Annotated in this window: 19 protein-coding genes and 3 tRNA genes; 11 read left to right on the top strand and 11 right to left on the bottom strand. The window is 66.6% G+C overall.

Going from position 1 to position 18587, the window contains the following annotated elements; all coding sequences use genetic code 11:
• The first annotated feature begins 50 nt into the window (after window positions 1-50).
• From ACFOYU_RS14215 to thrS, 3 genes are all read left to right on the top strand, one after another.
• Window positions 51-497: an iron-sulfur cluster assembly scaffold protein gene (locus ACFOYU_RS14215; protein WP_377034094.1), complete on the top strand. Its 447-nt coding sequence runs from the start codon at window positions 51-53 to the stop codon at window positions 495-497.
• 2 nt (window positions 498-499) lie between these two features.
• The gene (yidD, locus tag ACFOYU_RS14220; RefSeq protein ID WP_377034095.1) at window positions 500-829 is read left to right on the top strand and encodes a membrane protein insertion efficiency factor YidD; all 330 of its coding nucleotides are present in this window, start codon (window positions 500-502) and stop codon (window positions 827-829) included.
• Between the two features lie 76 nt (window positions 830-905).
• On the top strand, window positions 906-2918 hold the full coding sequence (gene thrS / locus ACFOYU_RS14225; protein ID WP_377034096.1) for a threonine--tRNA ligase: 2013 nt from the start codon (window positions 906-908) through the stop codon (window positions 2916-2918).
• A 94-nt stretch (window positions 2919-3012) separates the two neighbouring features.
• On the opposite strand, the gene ACFOYU_RS14230 is transcribed toward thrS, so the two are convergent.
• The 3 genes from ACFOYU_RS14230 to ACFOYU_RS14240 all read right to left on the bottom strand — a co-directional run bounded on the left by ACFOYU_RS14230 (window position 3013) and on the right by ACFOYU_RS14240 (window position 7830).
• A complete protein-coding gene (locus ACFOYU_RS14230; RefSeq protein WP_377034097.1) occupies window positions 3013-4389 on the bottom strand; it encodes a CBS domain-containing protein in 1377 nt (458 codons plus the stop codon).
• 100 nt (window positions 4390-4489) lie between these two features.
• Window positions 4490-5371: a hypothetical protein gene (locus tag ACFOYU_RS14235; protein WP_377034106.1), complete on the bottom strand. Its 882-nt coding sequence runs from the start codon at window positions 5369-5371 to the stop codon at window positions 4490-4492.
• Window positions 5371-7830 carry a YfhO family protein gene (locus ACFOYU_RS14240; RefSeq protein ID WP_377034098.1) on the bottom strand — a complete coding sequence of 820 codons (2460 nt, stop codon included), beginning with the start codon at window positions 7828-7830 and terminating at the stop codon, window positions 5371-5373. The genes ACFOYU_RS14235 and ACFOYU_RS14240 overlap by 1 nt, the downstream gene beginning before the upstream one ends.
• A 311-nt stretch (window positions 7831-8141) precedes the next feature.
• Between ACFOYU_RS14240 and ACFOYU_RS14245 the strand changes: the two genes are divergently transcribed.
• Both ACFOYU_RS14245 and ACFOYU_RS14250 read left to right on the top strand, forming a co-directional pair.
• Window positions 8142-8705: a nitroreductase gene (locus tag ACFOYU_RS14245; protein ID WP_377034099.1), complete on the top strand. Its 564-nt coding sequence runs from the start codon at window positions 8142-8144 to the stop codon at window positions 8703-8705.
• Between the two features lie 8 nt (window positions 8706-8713).
• Entirely contained in the window at window positions 8714-9322 is a 609-nt protein-coding gene (locus ACFOYU_RS14250; RefSeq protein WP_377034100.1) for a flavin reductase family protein, read from the top strand.
• 247 nt (window positions 9323-9569) lie between these two features.
• On the opposite strand, the gene ACFOYU_RS14255 is transcribed toward ACFOYU_RS14250, so the two are convergent.
• Genes ACFOYU_RS14255 through ACFOYU_RS14265 form a run of 3 tightly spaced genes read right to left on the bottom strand, consistent with a single transcriptional unit; the run spans window position 9570 to window position 11735 of the window.
• The gene (locus tag ACFOYU_RS14255; RefSeq protein ID WP_377034107.1) at window positions 9570-10442 is read right to left on the bottom strand and encodes an HpcH/HpaI aldolase/citrate lyase family protein; all 873 of its coding nucleotides are present in this window, start codon (window positions 10440-10442) and stop codon (window positions 9570-9572) included.
• The gene (locus tag ACFOYU_RS14260) at window positions 10442-10924 is read right to left on the bottom strand and encodes a MaoC family dehydratase (RefSeq protein WP_377034101.1); all 483 of its coding nucleotides are present in this window, start codon (window positions 10922-10924) and stop codon (window positions 10442-10444) included. The genes ACFOYU_RS14255 and ACFOYU_RS14260 overlap by 1 nt, the downstream gene beginning before the upstream one ends.
• 40 nt (window positions 10925-10964) lie before the next feature.
• Window positions 10965-11735, bottom strand: coding sequence for an NAD kinase (locus ACFOYU_RS14265; RefSeq protein WP_226741684.1), 771 nt, complete (start codon window positions 11733-11735; stop codon window positions 10965-10967).
• A gap of 49 nt (window positions 11736-11784) precedes the next feature.
• On the opposite strand from ACFOYU_RS14265, the gene cutA reads away from it, so the two are divergent.
• Window positions 11785-12108 (top strand): divalent-cation tolerance protein CutA, encoded by a 324-nt coding sequence (cutA, locus tag ACFOYU_RS14270; protein WP_226741685.1) that lies wholly within the window; start codon window positions 11785-11787, stop codon window positions 12106-12108.
• A gap of 17 nt (window positions 12109-12125) precedes the next feature.
• Here cutA and ACFOYU_RS14275 read toward each other — a convergent pair whose 3' ends face one another.
• Window positions 12126-13115: an MBL fold metallo-hydrolase gene (locus tag ACFOYU_RS14275; protein ID WP_377034102.1), complete on the bottom strand. Its 990-nt coding sequence runs from the start codon at window positions 13113-13115 to the stop codon at window positions 12126-12128.
• Between the two features lie 66 nt (window positions 13116-13181).
• The gene (locus tag ACFOYU_RS14280) at window positions 13182-14075 is read right to left on the bottom strand and encodes a TrmH family RNA methyltransferase (RefSeq protein ID WP_377034103.1); all 894 of its coding nucleotides are present in this window, start codon (window positions 14073-14075) and stop codon (window positions 13182-13184) included.
• A gap of 96 nt (window positions 14076-14171) precedes the next feature.
• Between ACFOYU_RS14280 and ACFOYU_RS14285 the strand changes: the two genes are divergently transcribed.
• Entirely contained in the window at window positions 14172-14333 is a 162-nt protein-coding gene (locus ACFOYU_RS14285) for a hypothetical protein (RefSeq protein WP_226741688.1), read from the top strand.
• 68 nt (window positions 14334-14401) lie between these two features.
• Here ACFOYU_RS14285 and ACFOYU_RS14290 read toward each other — a convergent pair.
• Window positions 14402-14477: transfer RNA gene (locus ACFOYU_RS14290), tRNA-Thr, on the bottom strand.
• A gap of 241 nt (window positions 14478-14718) precedes the next feature.
• Here ACFOYU_RS14290 and ACFOYU_RS14295 point away from each other — a divergent pair.
• Window positions 14719-14949 (top strand): hypothetical protein, encoded by a 231-nt coding sequence (locus tag ACFOYU_RS14295; RefSeq protein WP_226741689.1) that lies wholly within the window; start codon window positions 14719-14721, stop codon window positions 14947-14949.
• Window positions 14950-15020: 71 nt separating this feature from the next.
• Here ACFOYU_RS14295 and ACFOYU_RS14300 read toward each other — a convergent pair whose 3' ends face one another.
• Together ACFOYU_RS14300 and ACFOYU_RS14305 are read right to left on the bottom strand one after the other, a co-directional pair.
• Complete coding sequence (locus ACFOYU_RS14300; protein ID WP_377034104.1) at window positions 15021-16733, bottom strand: MFS transporter; 1713 nt, start codon at window positions 16731-16733, stop codon at window positions 15021-15023.
• A 239-nt stretch (window positions 16734-16972) separates the two neighbouring features.
• Complete coding sequence (locus tag ACFOYU_RS14305; protein WP_377034105.1) at window positions 16973-17797, bottom strand: TrmH family RNA methyltransferase; 825 nt, start codon at window positions 17795-17797, stop codon at window positions 16973-16975.
• A 187-nt stretch (window positions 17798-17984) separates the two neighbouring features.
• Between ACFOYU_RS14305 and ACFOYU_RS14310 the strand changes: the two genes are divergently transcribed.
• From ACFOYU_RS14310 to ACFOYU_RS14320, 3 genes are all read left to right on the top strand, one after another.
• A tRNA-Tyr gene (locus tag ACFOYU_RS14310) sits at window positions 17985-18069 on the top strand.
• Between the two features lie 19 nt (window positions 18070-18088).
• Window positions 18089-18162 (top strand) — tRNA-Gly (locus ACFOYU_RS14315).
• 298 nt (window positions 18163-18460) lie between these two features.
• Window positions 18461-18587 (top strand): GTP-binding protein (locus tag ACFOYU_RS14320; RefSeq protein ID WP_377034108.1); only part of this gene is annotated, 127 nt, incomplete at its 3' end.

An 18587-nucleotide genomic window follows, 5' to 3' on the forward strand; every position in this document is an offset into this window, starting at 1 on the left:
GTGATGTTTCCTATATATTGGCTGAGACATCCACGCGTCATCAGGCCCAAATGCTGAACGACATCTACAATCGTCGCATCCTCGAGCTCGCTGCGGACATTCCGCTCCTCGGACGGCTGCCGGAGCCCCAGGCCACCGCGACCGCGCGGTCGAAGCTCTGCGGCTCCACCGTTACGGTCGACCTCGCCCTGGACGGGGATGTGGTGACGGGCTTCGCCCATGACGTGAAGGCCTGCGCCCTCGGCCAGGCCTCGTCCTCCATCATGGGCCGGCACGTGCTGGGCTCCACCGCCTCGGAATTGCGCGAGGTCCGGGAGATCGCGAGCCGTATGCTCAGGGCCGGGGGAGAGGCCCCGGAAGGCAAGTGGGAGGACCTGAAGGTCCTCGAGCCCCTGCGGGACTACAAGGCCCGCCACCCCTCGATCATGCTCACCTTCGATGCCGTCGTCGATGCCCTCGACCAGATCGAGGCCGGGCGGACGAAGGAGGCGGGCTAGGCATGGCGAGCCCCGTTCAACGGGCGGCGCACTGGGCGATCCGAGGCTACCAGCTGACCCTGTCCGGCCTCATCGGCCGCCAGTGCCGGCACATGCCGTCCTGTTCGGAATACACCGACGAGGCGATCCAGCGGCACGGCTTCTGGGCCGGAGGCTGGATGGGCGTGTCGCGGATCTGCCGTTGCGGGCCCTTCGGCACATCCGGGCTCGATGTGGTGCCCGAAACATTGCCCGAAGGGGCCGGCTGGTATAAGCCCTGGGCCTATGGTCGCTGGCGGGGCGTGAACGCTCCCCCGATCGTCTGCGAGGCAGTCGAACCTGACGGCGGCTGATCTCGCTCCCATCCAACAAACCGTCGGCCCCCGCTTACCTGCTCCGTTGGCAGGAGTGAGCCAGGAGAACGCACTCATGATTACCCTGACCTTTCCCGATGGCGCCCAGAAGCAGTACAGCCCCGGCACGACCGGCCGCGAGGTTGTGGAGGGCATCGCCAAGTCCCTCGCCAAGCGTACCGTCGCCATGGCTCTGGACGGCACCGTCGCCGACCTGAACGACCCCATCGCGCAGGACGCCAGGATCGAATTCCTCAATCGCGAGGACCCGCGCTCGCTGGAGCTGATCCGGCACGATTGCGCCCACGTGCTGGCCGAGGCCGTGCAGGAGCTCTTTCCGGGAACGCAGGTGACCATCGGGCCGGTGATCGAGAACGGCTTCTATTACGATTTCGCGCGCCCTGAGCCCTTCACCCCCGAGGATTTTCCCGCCATCGAGGCGAAGATGCGCGAGATCATCGCGCGCGACAAACCCTTCACCAAAGAAGTGTGGAGCCGCGACAAGGCCAAGCAGGTCTTCGCCGAAAAGGGCGAAAGCTACAAGGTCGAGCTCGTCGACGCGATCCCCGAAGGCCAGGACCTCAAGATCTATTTCCAGGGCGACTGGTTCGATCTCTGCCGCGGCCCGCACATGACCTCCACGGGCAAGATCGGCAACGCCTTCAAGCTCATGAAGGTGGCGGGCGCCTATTGGCGCGGCGACTCGAACAACCCGATGCTGACCCGCATCTACGCCACCGCCTGGGCGAACCAGGAGGAGCTCGACGCCTATCTCAAGCAGCTCGAGGAGGCCGAGAAGCGCGACCACCGGCGGCTCGGCCGCGAGATGGACCTGTTCCATTTCCAGGAGGAAGGGCCGGGCGTCGTCTTCTGGCACGCCAAGGGCTGGACCCTGTTCCAGGAGCTGATCTCCTACATGCGCCGCCGCCTCAAGGGCGACTATCAGGAGGTCAACGCTCCGCAGATCCTCGACAAGGCCCTGTGGGAGACCTCCGGTCACTGGGGCTGGTACCGCGAGAACATGTTCGCGACCCAGACCGAGGACGACCGCGTCTTCGCCATCAAGCCGATGAACTGCCCCGGCCACGTGCAGATCTTCAAGCACGGGCTGAAATCCTACCGCGACCTGCCGCTCAGGCTGGCGGAGTTCGGCAACGTGCACCGCTACGAGCCCTCCGGCGCCCTGCACGGGCTGATGCGCGTGCGCGGCTTCACGCAGGACGACGCCCACATCTTCTGCACGGAAGACCAGCTCGATTCCGAGTGCCTGAAGATCAACGACCTGATCCTCTCGACCTATGCCGATTTCGGCTTCGAGGAGATCGTCGTGAAGCTCTCGACCCGGCCGGAGAAGCGCGTCGGCACCGACGAGATGTGGGATCACGCCGAGGAGGTGATGACCCGCGTGCTCAAGCAGATCGAGGAGCAGTCGGGCGGACGCATCAAGACGGCGATCAACCCGGGCGAGGGCGCGTTCTACGGGCCGAAGTTCGAGTATGTGCTGCGCGACGCCATCGGCCGCGACTGGCAGTGCGGCACGACCCAGGTCGACTTCAACCTGCCGGAGCGGTTCGGCGCGTTCTATGTCGATCAGGACGGCCAGAAGAAGACTCCGGTCATGGTCCACCGGGCCATCTGCGGTTCCATGGAGCGCTTCACCGGCATCCTGATCGAGCACTTCGCGGGCCATTTCCCGCTCTGGCTCGCTCCGGTCCAGGTCGTGGTCGCCACCATCACCTCGGAGGGTGATGCCTACGCCACCGAGGTGGTGCGGGCCGCCGAGCGGATGGGGCTTCGGGTCGAGGCCGACCTGCGCAACGAGAAGATCACCTACAAGGTGCGCGAGCACTCGCTCGCCAAGGTGCCGGTGCTGCTCGTGGTCGGAAAGAAGGAAGCCGCCGAAGGGACGGTGTCGATCCGCCGCCTCGGCAGCCCCGACCAGAGGACCATGACCCTCGACGACGCGCTCAGGGCGCTCGCCGCCGAGGCGATTACGCCGGACCGCAAGCGCGCGTCCCAGGCCGCGGCGGAGCCCGAAGGCCACCTGACGCTCGACGGGCAACACGTGGTCGAGCGCACGGTGGCTTGATCGGCCGGAAGAGCGATCTTCCTCAGGTTTGCAAACGAGGATGGCCGGGGCAAGCCCCGGCCATCGCTTTTCAAGGGGACGCGTCCAAGCGGCCTTACGTCGTCTGGCGCTGGCGTCCCGACCCCGAGCTGCGTCCGCCGGCAGGGGATCCGGCGCGGGAGCCTGTCTGGCCGATGCCGGGATTGCCGGTGGCGGCGCCGGCATCCCCCGCTTCCGTTCCCGTCCTGTGACCGGCCTGCTGCTGGCCGACGCGCAGGTTGTTCTGCACGTGGTTCACGCCTGAAACCGACTCGGCCAGATCCTCCGCCCGGCGCCGCTCGCCGCGGTCGCGGACGGTGCCGCTCAAGGTCACTTCGCGGTTCTCCACTGTCACCTCGATCTCGGACGCGTCGATGAGGGGATCGTCCGTCAGGCGCTCGTTGATGTCTTCCCGGATGCGGTCGTCGGAGCGCTGATAGTTGCGCGGGCCGCGGCCGCTATGCTCGCCCCGGCGGACCTCGCCGAAGCTTCCGGTGGCATCGTTGCTGAACCGGTTGTTGCCGGGGCCGCTGCCGTAGTTGCTGTGGTCGCGGCGCTCGTTCACGAGGCTCCAGGTGCGCTCGCGGTCCTGCATCCGGCGGTCGGTCTCGCTGCTGTCGTCGCCGGGACGGGCGCGCTCGCCCGTGATGGTCGAGGCGCCGTAGCGCGGGGGATGGAAGCCGCTTCCGGCGGAGCCGCGCCCGGCATATTCGTCCCCGTAATTCTGGTATCCCTCGCCGCCGTAGCCGCCGCGCATCCGGGCGTCGCGCCGCGGTTCCTGGCCCGGATAGCCGAAGGATCCGAAGGCCGCCCGCACGTCGTCCTCCTCGCGGAAGCGGAACTGGTCTCCGCCACGGGCCCGGCCGGACTGCCCGCGGCCCTCGCGCTCGCGGTAATCGTTGGGACGGTGACGCCAGTCGTCATCGTCCCCGCGCATCCGGCGCTCCAGCTCGCGGCGCTCGTCCCCGGTGAGGGGAGAAGGCCTGCGGTCCCGGGTCTGATCGGCGCGGGAGGAACTGAGCGTGCCCGTGCGGTCCGGTTCGGAGGGAATCGAAATGCGATGCAGGGCGTGAGAAGCCTGATCCTCCCGGTCGGTGGCAAGGTCGCCGAGGGCGACGATGCCGACGAGGTGCTTGTCGTGATCGACGACGGGGAGGCGGCGGATCTGGTGATCGCTCATGAGCTCGACGATGTGATCCACGTCGTCGTCGTCGAAGCACCACCACACATTGTCGGACATCACGTCGCGCACGCGGGTCGTGTCGGGCGGCAGGCCGGCCGCCGTGGCGCGCACGGTGATGTCGCGGTCGGTGATCATGCCCCGCAGCCGGCGGCCGTCGCAGACGGGCAAGACACCGACATTCATCTCGTCCATCAGCCTCGCGGCTTCCTGGATCGTCTTGTCGGGCGCGACCACGCGCACGTTGCGTGTCATGATTTCCGAAATCTTCATGGGTGTCCTCCCGGTAAGGGCCACGCCATGAGAGCTCGATGTCCCTGCCCGGCGCGACCGATCGTCAGAGACCGGTCAATGCGGGGAAGGCGGAAAAGGTTCAGGTCGGCGGGACGACGATCTCGATATCCCGGTCGAGCCCGCTCTCGACCGTGAAGTCGCGGGTATAGACCTTGCCCTCGTGCCGGGCGATCAGCACGTATTCGCCCTCGGCCAGGGTCACGGACGGAAAGGCGCCGATGGCCTCGCGAATCACGTCGCCGCCCGGGGTGAGCACGCTGAAGGCCGTTCCGGCGAAGGCCTCGCCGCCTTCCGTGCCGACGAGCTTCAGCGTCACCGTCGCGGCGCGGTGGTTGAGGGTCGCTTCCGTGACGCGGCCGGATTCCACCTTGAGGTCGCTGCGCATGATGGCGTTGGCGTCGCCATAGGTGGACACCACGTGATAGGTGCCCTCCGGCAGGCGGATGATGTCGTTCGCCTTGGCGTTGGCGATGACCAGGCGGCCTTCGGAGTTCTGGCCGCTGGGGACGTAGACCGTGAAGGACAGCCGGTTCGGCGCGATGGGGCTGTCGCCGACGGCGCCCTTCAGCTTGAGCGCTCCCGCGCTCACGGTCAGCCGTTCGTTCACCTGCCCCGATCGGACGCTGAGCCGCTTGGAGGCGCTCGCGAACCCGTAGGACACATGCATGATGTAGTTGCCGGGCGGCAGGGTGAAGCCCGGTGTCGGGCTGCTCGACCGGGCGACGATGGTCGGCGGGGTCGTGTCGCCCCGGTCCTCGTAGACGCGCCAGACGAGGCCGGAGCGGATCGGCTCGTTGTTGTCCGCGAAGGCGGCGCTGGCATTGACCGTGACCCGGCCTGTCGCCACCGGAGGAGGGGTCTGGGTCAGGGACGGGACGGCAGGCGTCTGGGCGACGGCGCCGGAGGCGGCGAGAAGCACCAGACAGCCGAGAAGGCGGCTCAGGGAGTTCGACAAACGCATCATTCTTGGTCGGTTCGGGATCCGGCGGCGGACCAGGGGGCGGCGGCCGTCCTGATCGCTTCCTCCTCGCTGTCCACGAGTTCGGACGCGGCCGCAACCAGATTGTCCAGGGAAAGAGGGCGAAATTCGAACTCGACGCGGTGTCGGCCCGCCGGAACCTCGACGCCGCGGAACAGGAGGTTGGCGCGCAGGAGCGGCCTGCGCTCCCCGTCGACCCGCACCTCCCAGCCCGGGTAATAGATGTCGTGGAGCACGAGAATGCCCGGCTTGCCCGTCTCGACCTCGATCACGACCGAGTTGCGCTGATAGCTGACGATGCGGGCCCGGCTTTGGGCCGGTTCGGCCGGGGACGGACCGAAGCGGGCCTTGAGCAGGGGGGCGCTCTCGTCGTCGATCAGGGCCTCCGTCTGGCGGTTGAACTCGGGCAGCTCCTCCTGATCGAGCACGGCTTCGGAATCGACCACATGCGCGTGATGCGCGACATAGGCCCGGGGGCTCGCCGTGTTCACCCGGTAGATCCACATCTGTCCGGCACCGTAGACCACCTCGGCGCCCGGCAGGCGGGGGAAATGGCGCGGCAGCTTCTCGATGGGCCGGTCGAGCACCAGATATTCGAGTCCGAGCAGGCTGGCGAGACGGCACTTGTAGCCGCGGAAGGTGGCCGGGAAGGTCCGCAGGTTGGGGTCTTCCGCGTTCTCGCCGGGCCCGACGGCACGCTCGTAATCGGCCAGGCGCAGCGGGTTGTAGCCGATGATGTCCTCGATCTGCAGCACCATCGAGGCGTTCTGCCACGGACCGCGCAGGCCGAGGATCTCGACGCGGGGGTACTCGCCGCGGGCATGCCGGCCGGCCAGTTCCTTCTTCAGGATCCGCAGCCCCTGAAGCTGCTCCGGCGGCAGCTCGCGGAACACCGCGTAGCGTTCCGCGGGCTCCGCATTGAGGGCTGACGCCGCATGGCGCCAGACGAGTTCGGTGCCGGTCAGGGCGATGAGGGCAAGGGCGGCGGCCTCGCGCCAGCGGGAGGGGCCACTGAAACGCGACAGCAGCACGATGCCGGCCGTGGCGGCAAGGAGGCCGATCCCGATCTCTCGCAGGGCCGCCGGGGCTTGCCCGGCCTTCACGGCGAAGACGAGGGCGCTCGCCGTGGCGGCGAGGACGAGCGTGACGGCGAGGCCGGGCAGGACGAGCCGGAGGCGGCCCAACGCGGCCCTGCTCCATTGCGGGAGCCCGTCCGTGACATAGCGGTGGACCAGGTAGCCGACCGAGAAGGCGAGGGCGATGTTGATGAGGAAGGTCGCATCGGCGGGGCGGCGGTAGAGGTTCACGCCCGGCATGTAGTCGAAGATGACCTCGAATCCGGGAGTGTAGCGGCCCAGGGCGTAGAACAGGGCAATGATGCCGACGACGAGGAAGAAGCGGAATTCGCGGGCGAAGAGGCGCCCTCCGGCGATGCCGTGCCAGATGAGGAGGAGGGCCGGAAGCGTGCCGATGAACAGGTAGTTCGTGGCCCTGTCCGTCCAGGTGCCCTCCGCCAGGCTGTGCCAGTCCGGTCCCCAGTAGTCGTAGGTCCAGCGCAGGGAGCCGAAGACGTTGCCGAAGAGGATCGTCGCCAGGCTTTCGGGAGGCAGGGACCCCATGGCCGCGACCCCGTAGCCGAAGGAGGGCCGGGTCGAGGTGGCGAGGAACTGCATGGTGAGGACGACCGGCACTGCGAGGAGCGCGCCGCCGATGACGGCTATGGAGGCAAGCAGTCCGAGGCGCGACCTGAGATAGGTCAGGGGATGGGCGGCGGAGCCGATGCGGTGAGCCGCCACGGCGATCAGGGTCAGGGCGCAGAGGAAGGCGACCTGGTCGCGCCCGATGGTCATGAATGCCGCCGTCACGGCGAACAGCGCGCCGAACCGGTAGGAGCGGCGATCCAGGGCTTCCTCCAGAAGCCAAAGGGCCAGGGGAAAGAAGCCGTAGCTGAGGATGATGCCCGTATGCTGGAGGCGCGCCGTGGCGGAGCCGCCGAGCATGAAGACGATGGCCGCCACCACCGCGCCTGCCGGATGCCAGCCGCGGCGACGGAAGAGGGGGACGAAGGCCAGCGCTCCGGGCAGGAAATGGGCGAAGACGACCCCGTCGAAAAGCTGCATCGACGGCTCCGGCACCAGCCAGCCGAACAGCAGCATGGTGGGAGTGAACAGGAGCGATTGGGGATCGGCCGCCGAAGGGTGGCCGCCGAAATGATAGGGGTTCCAGAGCGGCAGCTCGCCATGGGCGAGGGCGGCACCGAGATAGCGGAGCGTCGGGTAGAACTGGTTCTTCGAATCCCAGGGGACCACCGAGCCGGTGAGGGGCCACACGGCCGCCGCGACGGCCCAGATCCCGAGAATGAGCGCAAAGGCGACGATCGTCTGCTGCCTCGACCAGAAGGCGGACCCGGGGATGCCGGTTGGCGTGGTTGGTATGTGCATCGCTGTCAAAGCGGCGCTTCGCCGGTCGGGTCGGGATGGATGCGCGGCGGCACGCCAGAATGCGCTGCTGCAAGGGCAGCTATGCCGTCACCGTTCACCACAGGCCGGAAACCTGCTTGGCGTATTGCCGCACTCCCCCTATACATCCGTTGCCGGTTCTTCTCTCGCAACGGCCCCTCTTGGGACGCCCGCGCTTGCTCAAGCGCATCAAGACGGCGAGACCATGGCAAGCCTGCGCCGTCCAAGCACCGCACCCTGCGTGAGCGCCCGACACCTATTGTTCCACAATATCCAATCCGGATGAAGATCCCATGAATGAAAGCCTTTCCCGCCTTCAGCAGCGACGTTCGGTTCCCGCGCGCTGGCTGGGGGAGCCCGGGCCGAGCCCGGAGGAGGTGGAGACCCTGCTGACGGTCGCGGCCCGGGTGCCGGACCACGGTAAGCTCGTTCCCTGGCGCTTCATCCTGATCGAGGGGGACGCCCGCCACCGGCTGGGCGACATTCTGGCGACGGCGTTCCAGGCGGACAACCCGGACGCCGACGAGGACAAGGTCGCCGCCGAGCGGGGGCGCTTCGCACAGGCACCGCTCGTGGTCGCCGTGGTGTCCCGGGTGGTGCCGCACGCGAAGATCCCGGACTGGGAGCAGGTTCTGTCGGCGGGCGCCGTCTGCATGAACCTCCTGAACGGGGCAACCGCCCTCGGCTACGGCGCCGTCTGGCTGACCGGCTGGGCCGCCTTCGACCGCCGGGTGCTCGATGCCCTCGGCCTCGCCCCGAACGAGCGGATCGCGGGCTTCATCCACATCGGAACGACGAAGGAGCAGCCCGGCGACCGGGCGCGGCCGGACCTCGCCGATATCGTCACCCGCTTCTAGGCCGCACCATGTTCTACGAAACCGCCGCCAACGCCCACGGTCTTCCCCACGATCCGTTCAAGGCCCTCGTCACACCGCGCCCCATCGGCTGGATCACGGCCATGAGCGCCAAGGGCGAGATCAACCTCTCGCCTTACTCGTTCTTCAACGCCGTCTCGGAGCGTCCGCCCATGGTGGCGTTCTCGAGCGCCGGGCGGAAGGACGCGCTCTCCTTCATCGAGGAAACGGGGGAATTCGTCTGCAACCTCGCCACCTACGATCTCCGGGAGCAGATGAACAAGACGTCCGCCCTGCTGCCGCGGGGAGAAAACGAGATGGAGCATGCGGGCCTCGCCGCCGCGCCGTCCCGCCTCGTCAGGCCGCCCCGGGTGGCGGATGCTCCGGCAGCCCTGGAATGCAAATGGCTCCAGACCGTGCCGCTGACGCCCTTGAGCGGAGGCGAGCCGAGCTATTACCTCGTGATCGGTCAGGTAATCGGCATCCATATCGACGACCGGTTCATCGTCGAGGGCATCGTCGATACCGCCGCCATGCGCCCGATCGCCCGCTCGGGTTATCGGGACTATTTCGTCGCGACGCCTGAAACGAAGTTCTCGATCACGCGGCCGGGCGGGTAGATCGAGCCTTTACCGTGGGAGCGGCTGGACCATCAGGTCCGGATGAGGCTGCGCCTGTTCAGAACATGGCGCCATTTCCCTCCCCACAAGGGGGAGGAGAGCCGGACGGCGCTTCCGGCGAACTCGTAGAGACGCGAAATCCGTCGGGGAGACGAGTTGAAGCAGAGCCTCGCCTCCATTCCGACATGTCGGCGCATGGGCTATGCAGGCTGCACCACACGAGCCCACAAGGGGGCGAGTTCGCCGCTCACATTCTCCCGGCCCGCTTCAGCAGACGCTCGGCCTGCAGGAGATGCGGGCGGTCGAGCATTTCGCCGCCGACGCCGACGACCCCCGCGCCCGGATTGGCCTTGAAGGCGTCGATCACCGCCTGAGCCCGGGCGAGCGCCTCTTCTGAGGGCGTGAAGGCCTCGTTGATCACCGGCACCTGCGCCGGATGAATCGCCATCTTGGCGACGAAGCCGTCGCGCCGGGCCTCCCGGCACTCGGCCGCCAAGCCGTCCATGTCGCGGAAGTTGGTGTAGACCGAGTCGATCGCGTCGACGGCTGCCGCCGCGGCGCCCAGGAGCGTCAGGGATCGGGCGATCCGGTAAGGTTCGGTGTAGGCGCCGTCGTCGCCCCGGTTCGCCTCCGCCCCGATATCGGCCGAGAGATCCTCGCCGCCCCAGGCCAGTCCCATGAGGCGGTGGCTGGCCCCGGCGAACGTGCCGAGGGCGAAGACCCCGAGGGCGTTCTCGGTCGCGATGGCCAGAACCCGGGTGCCGCCGTCGTCCAGGCCGAACTCCGCCTCGCGGACAGCGAGCTTCGCGCCGAGATGGGCCACGTCGGTCCCGCCGACGGTCTTCGGCAGGACAATTCCATCGGGTGCCGCCTGCATGACCCCGTCGAGATCCGCGTCTGTGAGGCCCGTCGTCAGGCCGTTCACGCGCACGTAGAGGCGCGGCCGTTCGGCCTGGGTCTTCGCCTCGGAGAGGAAGGCCGCCGTGACCCGGCGGGCCTCCTCCTTCGCATCGAGCGCGACCGAATCCTCGAGGTCGATCAGGAGGGCGTCGGCACCCGAGGTCAGGCCCTTGTCGAGTTTCTTCCGGCTGTCGCCGGGCACGAACAGGAGGGACCGCATCATGCGCCCCGCTTGCGCATGAAGGCCTGTCTCCGGCACTCGGCAACGAGGCTGCCGTCCTGCTTGTAGGCGCGATGAACCATCTCGACGATGCCCGCATCGGGCCGCGACTTCGACTCGCGCTTGGCGACGACTTCCGTGGTCACATTGACCGTATCGCCCTCGAACAGGGGGGCGGGGAACTTCACGTCCGTCATGCCGAGATTGGCGATGGTGGTGCCCACCGTCGTGTCGTTCACCGAGATGCCGATCATCAGGCCGAGCGTGAACAGGGAGTTCATGAGCGGCTTGCCCCATTCCGTCTCGGTAGCGCAGAAATGCGCGTCGATATGGAGCGGCTGCGGGTTGAGGGTCATGTTGGAGAACAGCATGTTGTCCATCTGCGTCACCGTGCGGGTCAGGCGGTGCGCGACGGTCGTGCCGATGGTGAAATCCTCGAAGTAGAGGCCTCCACGAGGGTGCCTGCTGCTCTCGTCGGTCATTGTCCTATCCTTGTCATGAGCCAAGCGTTTGGGTGTTTCCTCAGCCGAACTGCTCGCGCAGGATGCGCTCGTCCAGGCTGTGGCCGGGATCGTGCAGCACCACGAGATCGACGGTCCGGTCCATCGAGACATGGACCCGAGCCACGTTCCGGAACTCCGTATGGTCGGCCACGGCGCTCACGGGGCGGTGCTCCGCCTCCAGCACGTCGATCTGGATCTTCGCATAGTCCGGCAGCAGCGCCCCGCGCCACCGGCGGGGGCGGAAGGCGGAGATGGGGGTCAGGGCCAGGAGGGGGGCATTGAGCGGGAGAATCGGCCCGTTGATGGAAAGATTGTAGGCCGTGGACCCGGCCGGGGTCGCGACCAGGATGCCGTCGGCGATCAGTTCGTTCAGCCGCACGCGGGAATCGACGCTCACGCGCAGCTTGGCGGTCTGGTGGGTCTGGCGCAGCATGTACACGTCGTTGATCGCCCGGGCCGTATGCGCGACGCCCTTCACGTCCCAGGCCACCATGAGCAGCGGATGGACGACGCTGCGGTGGGCGCTCTCGAGCCGGTCGAAGAGGTCGTCCTCCCTGAATTCGTTCATCAGGAAGCCGACCGTGCCCTTGTTCATGCCGTAGATCGGCTTGGCGGTGCCCATGAAGCGGTGGAGGGTCTGCAGCATCAGGCCGTCACCGCCGAGGGCGACGATCACGTCGGCCTCCTCCGGGGGGACGTTCGCATACTGCTCCGCCAGCACCTGCAGCGCGCTCTGCGCGTCAGGCGTCGAACTCGCGACAAATGCGACTTTGTTGAAACGACGGGCCATGCCCCATACCTACGTTATGCCCGAACCAGATGCGGACAAAAGGCATAGCATGGAGAGCCCACTTCTCGTCTATACGACCTTTCCCGATGTGGACACTGCGCTGTCGATAGGGGAATCGCTGGTCCGCGACAGGCTGATCGCCTGCATCAATGTCCTGCCGGGGATGCGCTCCGTCTATGCCTGGCAGGGGAAGATCGAGCGCGGGGAGGAGGCGGTCGCCATCCTCAAGACCGTGAAGAGGCTTCAGGACGATGCTGGACGGGCCCTGAAGGAAAGGCATCCCTACGAGACGCCGGTGATCTTCTTCATCGAGCCTGCGGACGTCGATGTGGACACCATCGCCTGGCTCGCGGGGGAAACGGCGGGCGACTGAGCCGCCCGCCTGACGGGTCAGACGACCGGCATCCACTGCACGGGCACGAAGCGGAAGCCGTTGCCCTCCTTCGCGATGTGGCCCGTGGCCGGGAAGGGGGCATGGTAGAACGCCACCTGCGCCCGCTCGCTGGCCGCCATGTCGAGCATCCGGTGGCGGGTCTGCCGGGCCTGGTCGGCATCCATGTCGAACACGGCCGCCCAATCGGGATGGCGGACGAACAGGGCCGGGTGGTTCGTGATGTCCGACATCACCATCAGCTTCCCGGGACCGGAGGAGAGCATGTAGGCCGTGTGGCCCGGGGTATGGCCATAGGCTGCGACCGAGGTCAGGCCCGGCACGATCTCCTTGTCGGCCTCATACCGCTTCACGTCGTTCGCGATCGGGCCGAACACCCGGCGCACGTTCTGGAAGGCGCCCTTCATGCCTTCCGGAGCCTGGTTCATCCGGGCGTCGTCCATCCAGAACGCCCATTCGGCGGCCGGCACCATCACTTCCGCCCGCGGGAAGACGGCCGTGCCGTCCTTCAGGCGCAGCCCGTTGATGTGATCGCCGTGGAAATGGCTGATCACCACGTTCTCGACCTGCGACGGCTCGAACCCGGCGGCACGGAAATTCTCCATCCAGAAGCCGGAGGTCGGAGCGCCCGAATCGCCGTTTCCTGTGTCGATGAGCGTCAGTCCGCCGCCGTCTCGGCGCAGGACCAGGGTGGTGAAGGTGATCGGAAGAGCCTCCTCGGGGAGGAAGGCCTCCCGCATGGCTTCCTTGACCTGCGAAAGCTCCGCATTGCGGACGAAGCCTTCCAGAGGACGGCGGGCGAAGCCGTCGTTGATGGCCGTGACTTCGATGTCGCCCACCTTATAGCGGTAGAAGCCCGGCGCCTGGGACGTTTCCGCGCTTTGGGACGAACCCGGCGTCGAGGGTGCGGCTTGAGCCAAGGCTTGGCCTCCGAATGGCGCTGCGGCAAGGGCAGTGCCGGCAAGAACAGTACGGCGTGTGAGGGTCATCAGGTTTCTCCCGTCGAGGACACGGGAGGCTAGAACGGCCCAGCTTGCAGACAAGAGCCGGAGCTTTCACAAGTCGGCGATCTCGCGGGATTTCAAGCCCTCATCGTCGAGACCGGCTCCCGACAGGTGATGGAGCGCGATGCCGCTGGTCGTCGCCACGTTCAGCGAATCGAAGCCGCCGCTCATGGGAATGGTGACGGTCCGGGTCTGTGCCAGCACGGCATCGGGCAGTCCGGGGCCCTCGGCCCCGAGAAGCAGCGCCGCCCGAGGCATGCGCTTGAGGCTCGCGAGCGTCTCCTGGCCGGAAGGAGTCAGCGAAATCGCTTCGAAGCCAGACCGCCGCAGGGCTTCGACCATGGCGGACGCCGAGGGAACACGGGTGAACGGCACGACGAGAACCCCGCCAACGGAGACACGAATCGCCTTGCGGTAGAGAGGATCGCAGGTCTGCGAATCGAGCAGCACCGCATCGGCGCCGAAAGCCGCCGCATTGCGGAAGATGCCGCCGACATTGTCGTGATTGGCAAGGCCGACCAGGCCCACGACGAGGGCTTTCGGCGGCAGCCCCGCCAGCAGCTCATCGACTGCCGGCAGCGGCGCCCGGCGGGCGATGGCCAGGATGCCCCTGTGGATCGGAAATCCCACGATCGCGTCCATGACCTGGCGATTCGCCGTGTAGACCGGAACCTCGGAGGGGAGGGCGGCGAGGGCCTCGGCCAGGCTCTCGACCCGGTTCTCCGCCAGCAGGACCGATTCGAGTTGGAAACGGCGCTGCTTCAGGAGCACCCGCAGCACGACCTCTCCCTCGGCGACGAAGCGGTTCTCCCGCCCGACGAGATCGCGCTCGCGCACTGCGCGGTAGGGTTCGATTCGCGGGTCGTCAGGGTCGGAGATGATGATCGGCATCGGCTTTTTCGTGTTCGGGATCGTGCCGCAACCGTGCGGCGGCACCCTCTGCATGACCGCATCCCTGGCGCGGAACAACCACTTTGTATGCCGGTTAGCCCTGCAGAATGTGAGCTCTGCGTTACGCAGATCCTCAGCAGGAGAGGTCTGATGGAAGGTTATTTATGGGCGTTGGTGATCGTGTGCGGGCCGATTCTGCTCGGCGCCGCCATCTTCCTGTTCGGCAAGCGCCGAGGCGGTCTGAGCCGGACCGAACAGAGGGTGTCCGAACAGGGGGCGCGGGAAAACTGGGGGAAGGAAGAGATCCACTGAAGCGGCCCTCAGTGCCGCCAGGACCAAGAGGCGTTCCGGGCTTCCGCCAAGTCGCAGGCTGGCGGGAATGGTGCCGGTTGCGGGACTCGAACTCGCGACCTACCGCTTACAAGGCGGTTGCTCTACCAACTGAGCTAAACCGGCATCGTCCTGTCTGCCTGTTGAGGTATCAGCGCGAGGCACAGGAAGCAAGTTCCCTCGAAATGTAAAAATTAAGTGTCTTTTCGCACCGCAACCATCCTCGAATTCTGGAATTATCTGCACAATGATGATCAAGGAGTTCGGTGATATGGGTGCCCTAAGGGTCTCAAATACAAAGGAGAATCGCTCTCCGGCCGGCAGATGGGGGCTTTTTGCCGCAATCTGCCTGGTAGGAGGCCTTTCCTTGACTGCGGAGCCGGCATTCGCCGCCCGCGGTGCGGATGCCGGCGCTGCCAAGAACGCTCGCGCACAGGTGACCACGCTCGCTTCGAAGGACCTTGCGTCAAAGGATCCGGAGACGACATCGTCGATCACGGAGACCGCGAGCGAGGACCTCAACTGCGCCCGTTCCCGCAAGCGTCTGTGGGTCGAGGGCGAAGGCTGGATCGTGCGCCGGGTCACCACCTGCTACTGAGGTTTCCCGAGCCTCGAAACGAAAAGCCCCGCCTCGCGGCGGGGCTTTCCTTTTGTGGGAGACGGGAAGGCTTACTTCGCCGGGCCCTCGTAGGTCATGATGTCACGATCCTTGGTTTCCGGCACGAAGAGCAGGCCGACCACGAAGGTCACCATGGCGATCACGATCGGATACCAGAGGCCGTAGTAGATGTCGCCGGTGGCCGCCACCATGGCGAAGGCCGTCGGAGGCAGCAGACCGCCGAACCAGCCGTTGGCGATGTGGTAGGGCAGCGACATGGCCGTGTAGCGGATGCGGGTCGGGAAGAACTCGACCAGGGCCGCGGCGATCGGGCCGTACACCATCGTGACATAGAGCACGAGGATGGTCAGGATCGCGATGGCCTTCAGGGCCTGGGCGCTGCCGAGGGCGCTGAAGAAGCCGCTGAGCTTCAGGATGCTCGGATCGCCCGCCTTCGGATAGCCGGCCTGTGCCGCAGCACTGGCGAAGCCGGTGATGTTGGCCGCGACCGCCGGGGCCAGCGGAGCATCCGTGCCGTTGAAGGTGACCCTCGTCGGCGTGCCGGCCGGAGCTGGAGCAAGCTCGTACTTGATGGCGGCGCGAGCGAGAGCCACACGGGCCACGTCGCAGGGCGAGGTGAAGTCGCGGATGCCGACCGGGTCGAACACCGAGCCGCAGGTGGCGGGATCGGCGACAACCTGGACCTTCACCGTCTCCAGCGCCTGGGTCATGTTGGGGCTGACGACGTTGGTGAGCATGCCGAACAGCGGGAAGTAGGTGATCGCCGCGATCAGGCAGCCGCCGAGGATGATCGGCTTGCGGCCGACGCGGTCGGACAGGGCGCCGAAGAACACGAAGCCGCCCGTGCCCAGGATCAACGACCAGGCGATCAGCACGTTGGAGGTGAGGAGGTCGACCTTCAGGATGCTCTGGAGGAAGAACAGGGCGTAGAACTGACCTGTGTACCACACCACGGCCTGACCGATGGCGAGGCCCACAAGGGCGATGAGCACCATCTTCACGTTCGCCCACTGGCCGAAGGCCTCCTTGAGCGGAGCCTTGGACTGGGTGCCCTCTTCCTTCATCTTCTTGAAGGCCGGCGATTCCTGCATCTGGAGACGAATCCAGACCGAGATGCCGAGAAGCACCACGGAGAGCAGGAACGGAATGCGCCAGCCGGCGATGGCCCAGCCTTCACCCGTCTGGAAGCCGGCTTCGCCCATCCAGGTGCGAAGGGTGAGAATCACCACCAGGGAGAGCAGCAGACCGACGGTCGCCGTGATCTGAATGAAGCTGGTGTAGAAGCCGCGACGCCCGACCGGGGCATGCTCGGCCACGTACACGGCAGCGCCGCCGTACTCGCCGCCCAGCGCCAGGCCCTGGAGCATGCGCAGCGCGATCAGGATCACCGGGGCGATCCAGCCGATCTGGGCATAGCTGGGCAGCAGGCCGACCAGGAAGGTCGAGAAGCCCATGATCAGAATGGTGACCAGGAAGGTGTATTTCCGGCCCACGAGGTCGCCGATGCGGCCGAACACGATGGCGCCGAACGGGCGCACGAGGAAGCCCGCCGCGAAGGCGAGCAGCGCGAACACGTTACGTGTCGTCACGTCGAACGCGGAGAAGAACTGCGCGCCGATGATGGTGGCCAGTGATCCGTAGAGGTAGAAGTCGTACCATTCGAAGACGGTGCCGAGAGAGGAGGCCAGGATGACCTTCTTCTCTTCCCGCGTCATCGGGCGCACGGTGGCGGCCGAATGCGGCGTGGTTGCTGCTGTTGCCATAGGGTTTCCTTCCAATATCGCGTCGCCCGGTCATCCGGGTTCTTGGTCCAGGCCGCTGCCGCGGGTCTGGGCCGAGGTCATCAGGGCCGCACGGGGCGGCCGTGAATCTTGCGCCATGGAAGGCTAGCGCGGGCGCTGCTCGCCACAATTGCCAATTCGTATTTGAGACTTCCGTCTAAGACGCCTCGACAGAAGTGCCGAAGTACCAACCGGCGTAAGAACTTGAAGCCCGGCCCGCTTTACTTTCTCCCGCCGGCCGCGACGGCTTTGGTCACAGCATAGAGCGAGATGGCGGCGGCGTTGGAGACGTTGAGGCTCTTGATTTCCCCAGGCATGTCGAGCCGGCCGATGATGTCGCAGCATTCGCGGGTCCGCTGGCGCAGGCCCTTGCCCTCGGAACCCAGCACCAGCACGACCGGGCTGCGGAGCTGCAGCTCGTCGAGATTCGCCTCGCCCGACGAATCGAGCCCGATGCGCTGGAAGCCGCGCTCGCCGAGCGCGATCAGGGAATCGGCTAGGTTGCGCACGATCATGAAGGGGACGTGCTCGAGGCCGCCGGAGGCCGATTTCGCCAGCACCCCCGTCGCGGCCGGGCTGTGGCGGGCCGTGGTGATGATGGCCTCCACCCCGAAGGCGGCCGCCGTGCGGACGATGGCGCCGACATTGTGCGGGTCGGTGATCTGGTCGAGGGCCAGGACCACCCGCTCGCCGCTCAAGGTCTCCAGGGTGGGCGAGGGCAGGGGATCGGCCTCGAGATAAAGCCCCTGATGGACCGCGTCGGGCTCCACGAGCACGCTGATGTCGTGCGGCCGGACGATTTCCGGCTCGATCGGCAGGGGGGCGTTCAGCTCCTCGTTCAGCCGCGTTGCCGAGTTTTCCGTCGCCAGCAGGCGCCGGAAGCTGCGCTTTCCGTTCCGAAGGGCCTCCACGACCGGGTGCCACCCGTAGAGGATCGTGGTCTCCACATCGGAGGAGAAGCGCCTCGGCTGGCTCTCGCGGCGGCCCGGCTTTCCAGAGGGGCGCTGGAATCTCGGCTTTCGGGACTGGAAGGGGCGGTCGCTCATGGGATCCTGATCTCACCTGTTGGATTTCGGCACATAGCACAGGCCACGGACCTTCACGACCCGTCGCTTTCCTTGCGGTTAGGAGTTGACACCGGCTGTGAGGGTCACCATAAGAACGCCCACGGCGCGCCGACGACCTGGCGAACCGTGGACGACCTCGGCGCTCAAGCGCGTCCGGTTGGCTCAAGGGGGAATGTCCCGAGCGGCAAAGGGGGCGGACTGTAAATCCGCTGGCTATGCCTTCGTAGGTTCGAGTCCTACTTCCCCCACCACCAGCCCGATGGTTGAGACGCGGGTGTAGCTCAATGGTAGAGCAGCAGCCTTCCAAGCTGAATACGAGGGTTCGATTCCCTTCACCCGCTCCAACCTCGCTTCCTTCTCCCCACTCTCTCCGACAGTTCCCGATTCAGGCCAAGCTTGCGGCCCAGCGCGCCGGCCGGCCTGCCTCCGGAAGCGGAGAAATCGGCGGAATGTGCAAGAGACCCCTTGTCGCGGGCGCGGCACTGGTATAGCGAGGGCGCCCAATCGGTTCGATCGGGCCGCGCGCTTGTCACCGATTATATGACTCTTATTCGTAACTGGCTCTTGCGGATCCGATCAAAGAGCCCTAATGGGCGGCAGGTTTGCCGTTCAGGCAATTAGGCGTGTCAAGGACAGTAGGACATGGCGAAGGAAAAGTTTGAGCGCAATAAGCCGCACTGCAACATCGGGACGATTGGTCACGTGGACCATGGCAAGACGTCACTGACGGCGGCGATCACGAAGGTTCTGGCGGAGTCTGGCGGCGCGC

The sequence above is a fragment of the Microvirga sp. GCM10011540 genome (assembly GCF_042650665.1).
In the GTDB taxonomy this organism is placed as follows: Bacteria; Pseudomonadota; Alphaproteobacteria; order Rhizobiales; family Beijerinckiaceae; genus Microvirga; species Microvirga lenta.

Coding starts and splice junctions, on each gene's coding strand:
- ACFOYU_RS14215 (WP_377034094.1), top strand. CDS start 51: ATGCTGAACGACATCTACAATCGTCGCATCCTCGAGCTCGCTGCGGAC.
- yidD (WP_377034095.1), top strand. CDS start 500: ATGGCGAGCCCCGTTCAACGGGCGGCGCACTGGGCGATCCGAGGCTAC.
- thrS (WP_377034096.1), top strand. CDS start 906: ATGATTACCCTGACCTTTCCCGATGGCGCCCAGAAGCAGTACAGCCCC.
- ACFOYU_RS14230 (WP_377034097.1), bottom strand. CDS start 4,389: ATGAAGATTTCGGAAATCATGACACGCAACGTGCGCGTGGTCGCGCCC.
- ACFOYU_RS14235 (WP_377034106.1), bottom strand. CDS start 5,371: ATGCGTTTGTCGAACTCCCTGAGCCGCCTTCTCGGCTGTCTGGTGCTT.
- ACFOYU_RS14240 (WP_377034098.1), bottom strand. CDS start 7,830: ATGCACATACCAACCACGCCAACCGGCATCCCCGGGTCCGCCTTCTGG.
- ACFOYU_RS14245 (WP_377034099.1), top strand. CDS start 8,142: ATGAATGAAAGCCTTTCCCGCCTTCAGCAGCGACGTTCGGTTCCCGCG.
- ACFOYU_RS14250 (WP_377034100.1), top strand. CDS start 8,714: ATGTTCTACGAAACCGCCGCCAACGCCCACGGTCTTCCCCACGATCCG.
- ACFOYU_RS14255 (WP_377034107.1), bottom strand. CDS start 10,442: ATGCGGTCCCTCCTGTTCGTGCCCGGCGACAGCCGGAAGAAACTCGAC.
- ACFOYU_RS14260 (WP_377034101.1), bottom strand. CDS start 10,924: ATGACCGACGAGAGCAGCAGGCACCCTCGTGGAGGCCTCTACTTCGAG.
- ACFOYU_RS14265 (WP_226741684.1), bottom strand. CDS start 11,735: ATGGCCCGTCGTTTCAACAAAGTCGCATTTGTCGCGAGTTCGACGCCT.
- cutA (WP_226741685.1), top strand. CDS start 11,785: ATGGAGAGCCCACTTCTCGTCTATACGACCTTTCCCGATGTGGACACT.
- ACFOYU_RS14275 (WP_377034102.1), bottom strand. CDS start 13,115: ATGACCCTCACACGCCGTACTGTTCTTGCCGGCACTGCCCTTGCCGCA.
- ACFOYU_RS14280 (WP_377034103.1), bottom strand. CDS start 14,075: ATGCAGAGGGTGCCGCCGCACGGTTGCGGCACGATCCCGAACACGAAA.
- ACFOYU_RS14285 (WP_226741688.1), top strand. CDS start 14,172: ATGGAAGGTTATTTATGGGCGTTGGTGATCGTGTGCGGGCCGATTCTG.
- ACFOYU_RS14300 (WP_377034104.1), bottom strand. CDS start 16,733: ATGGCAACAGCAGCAACCACGCCGCATTCGGCCGCCACCGTGCGCCCG.
- ACFOYU_RS14305 (WP_377034105.1), bottom strand. CDS start 17,797: ATGAGCGACCGCCCCTTCCAGTCCCGAAAGCCGAGATTCCAGCGCCCC.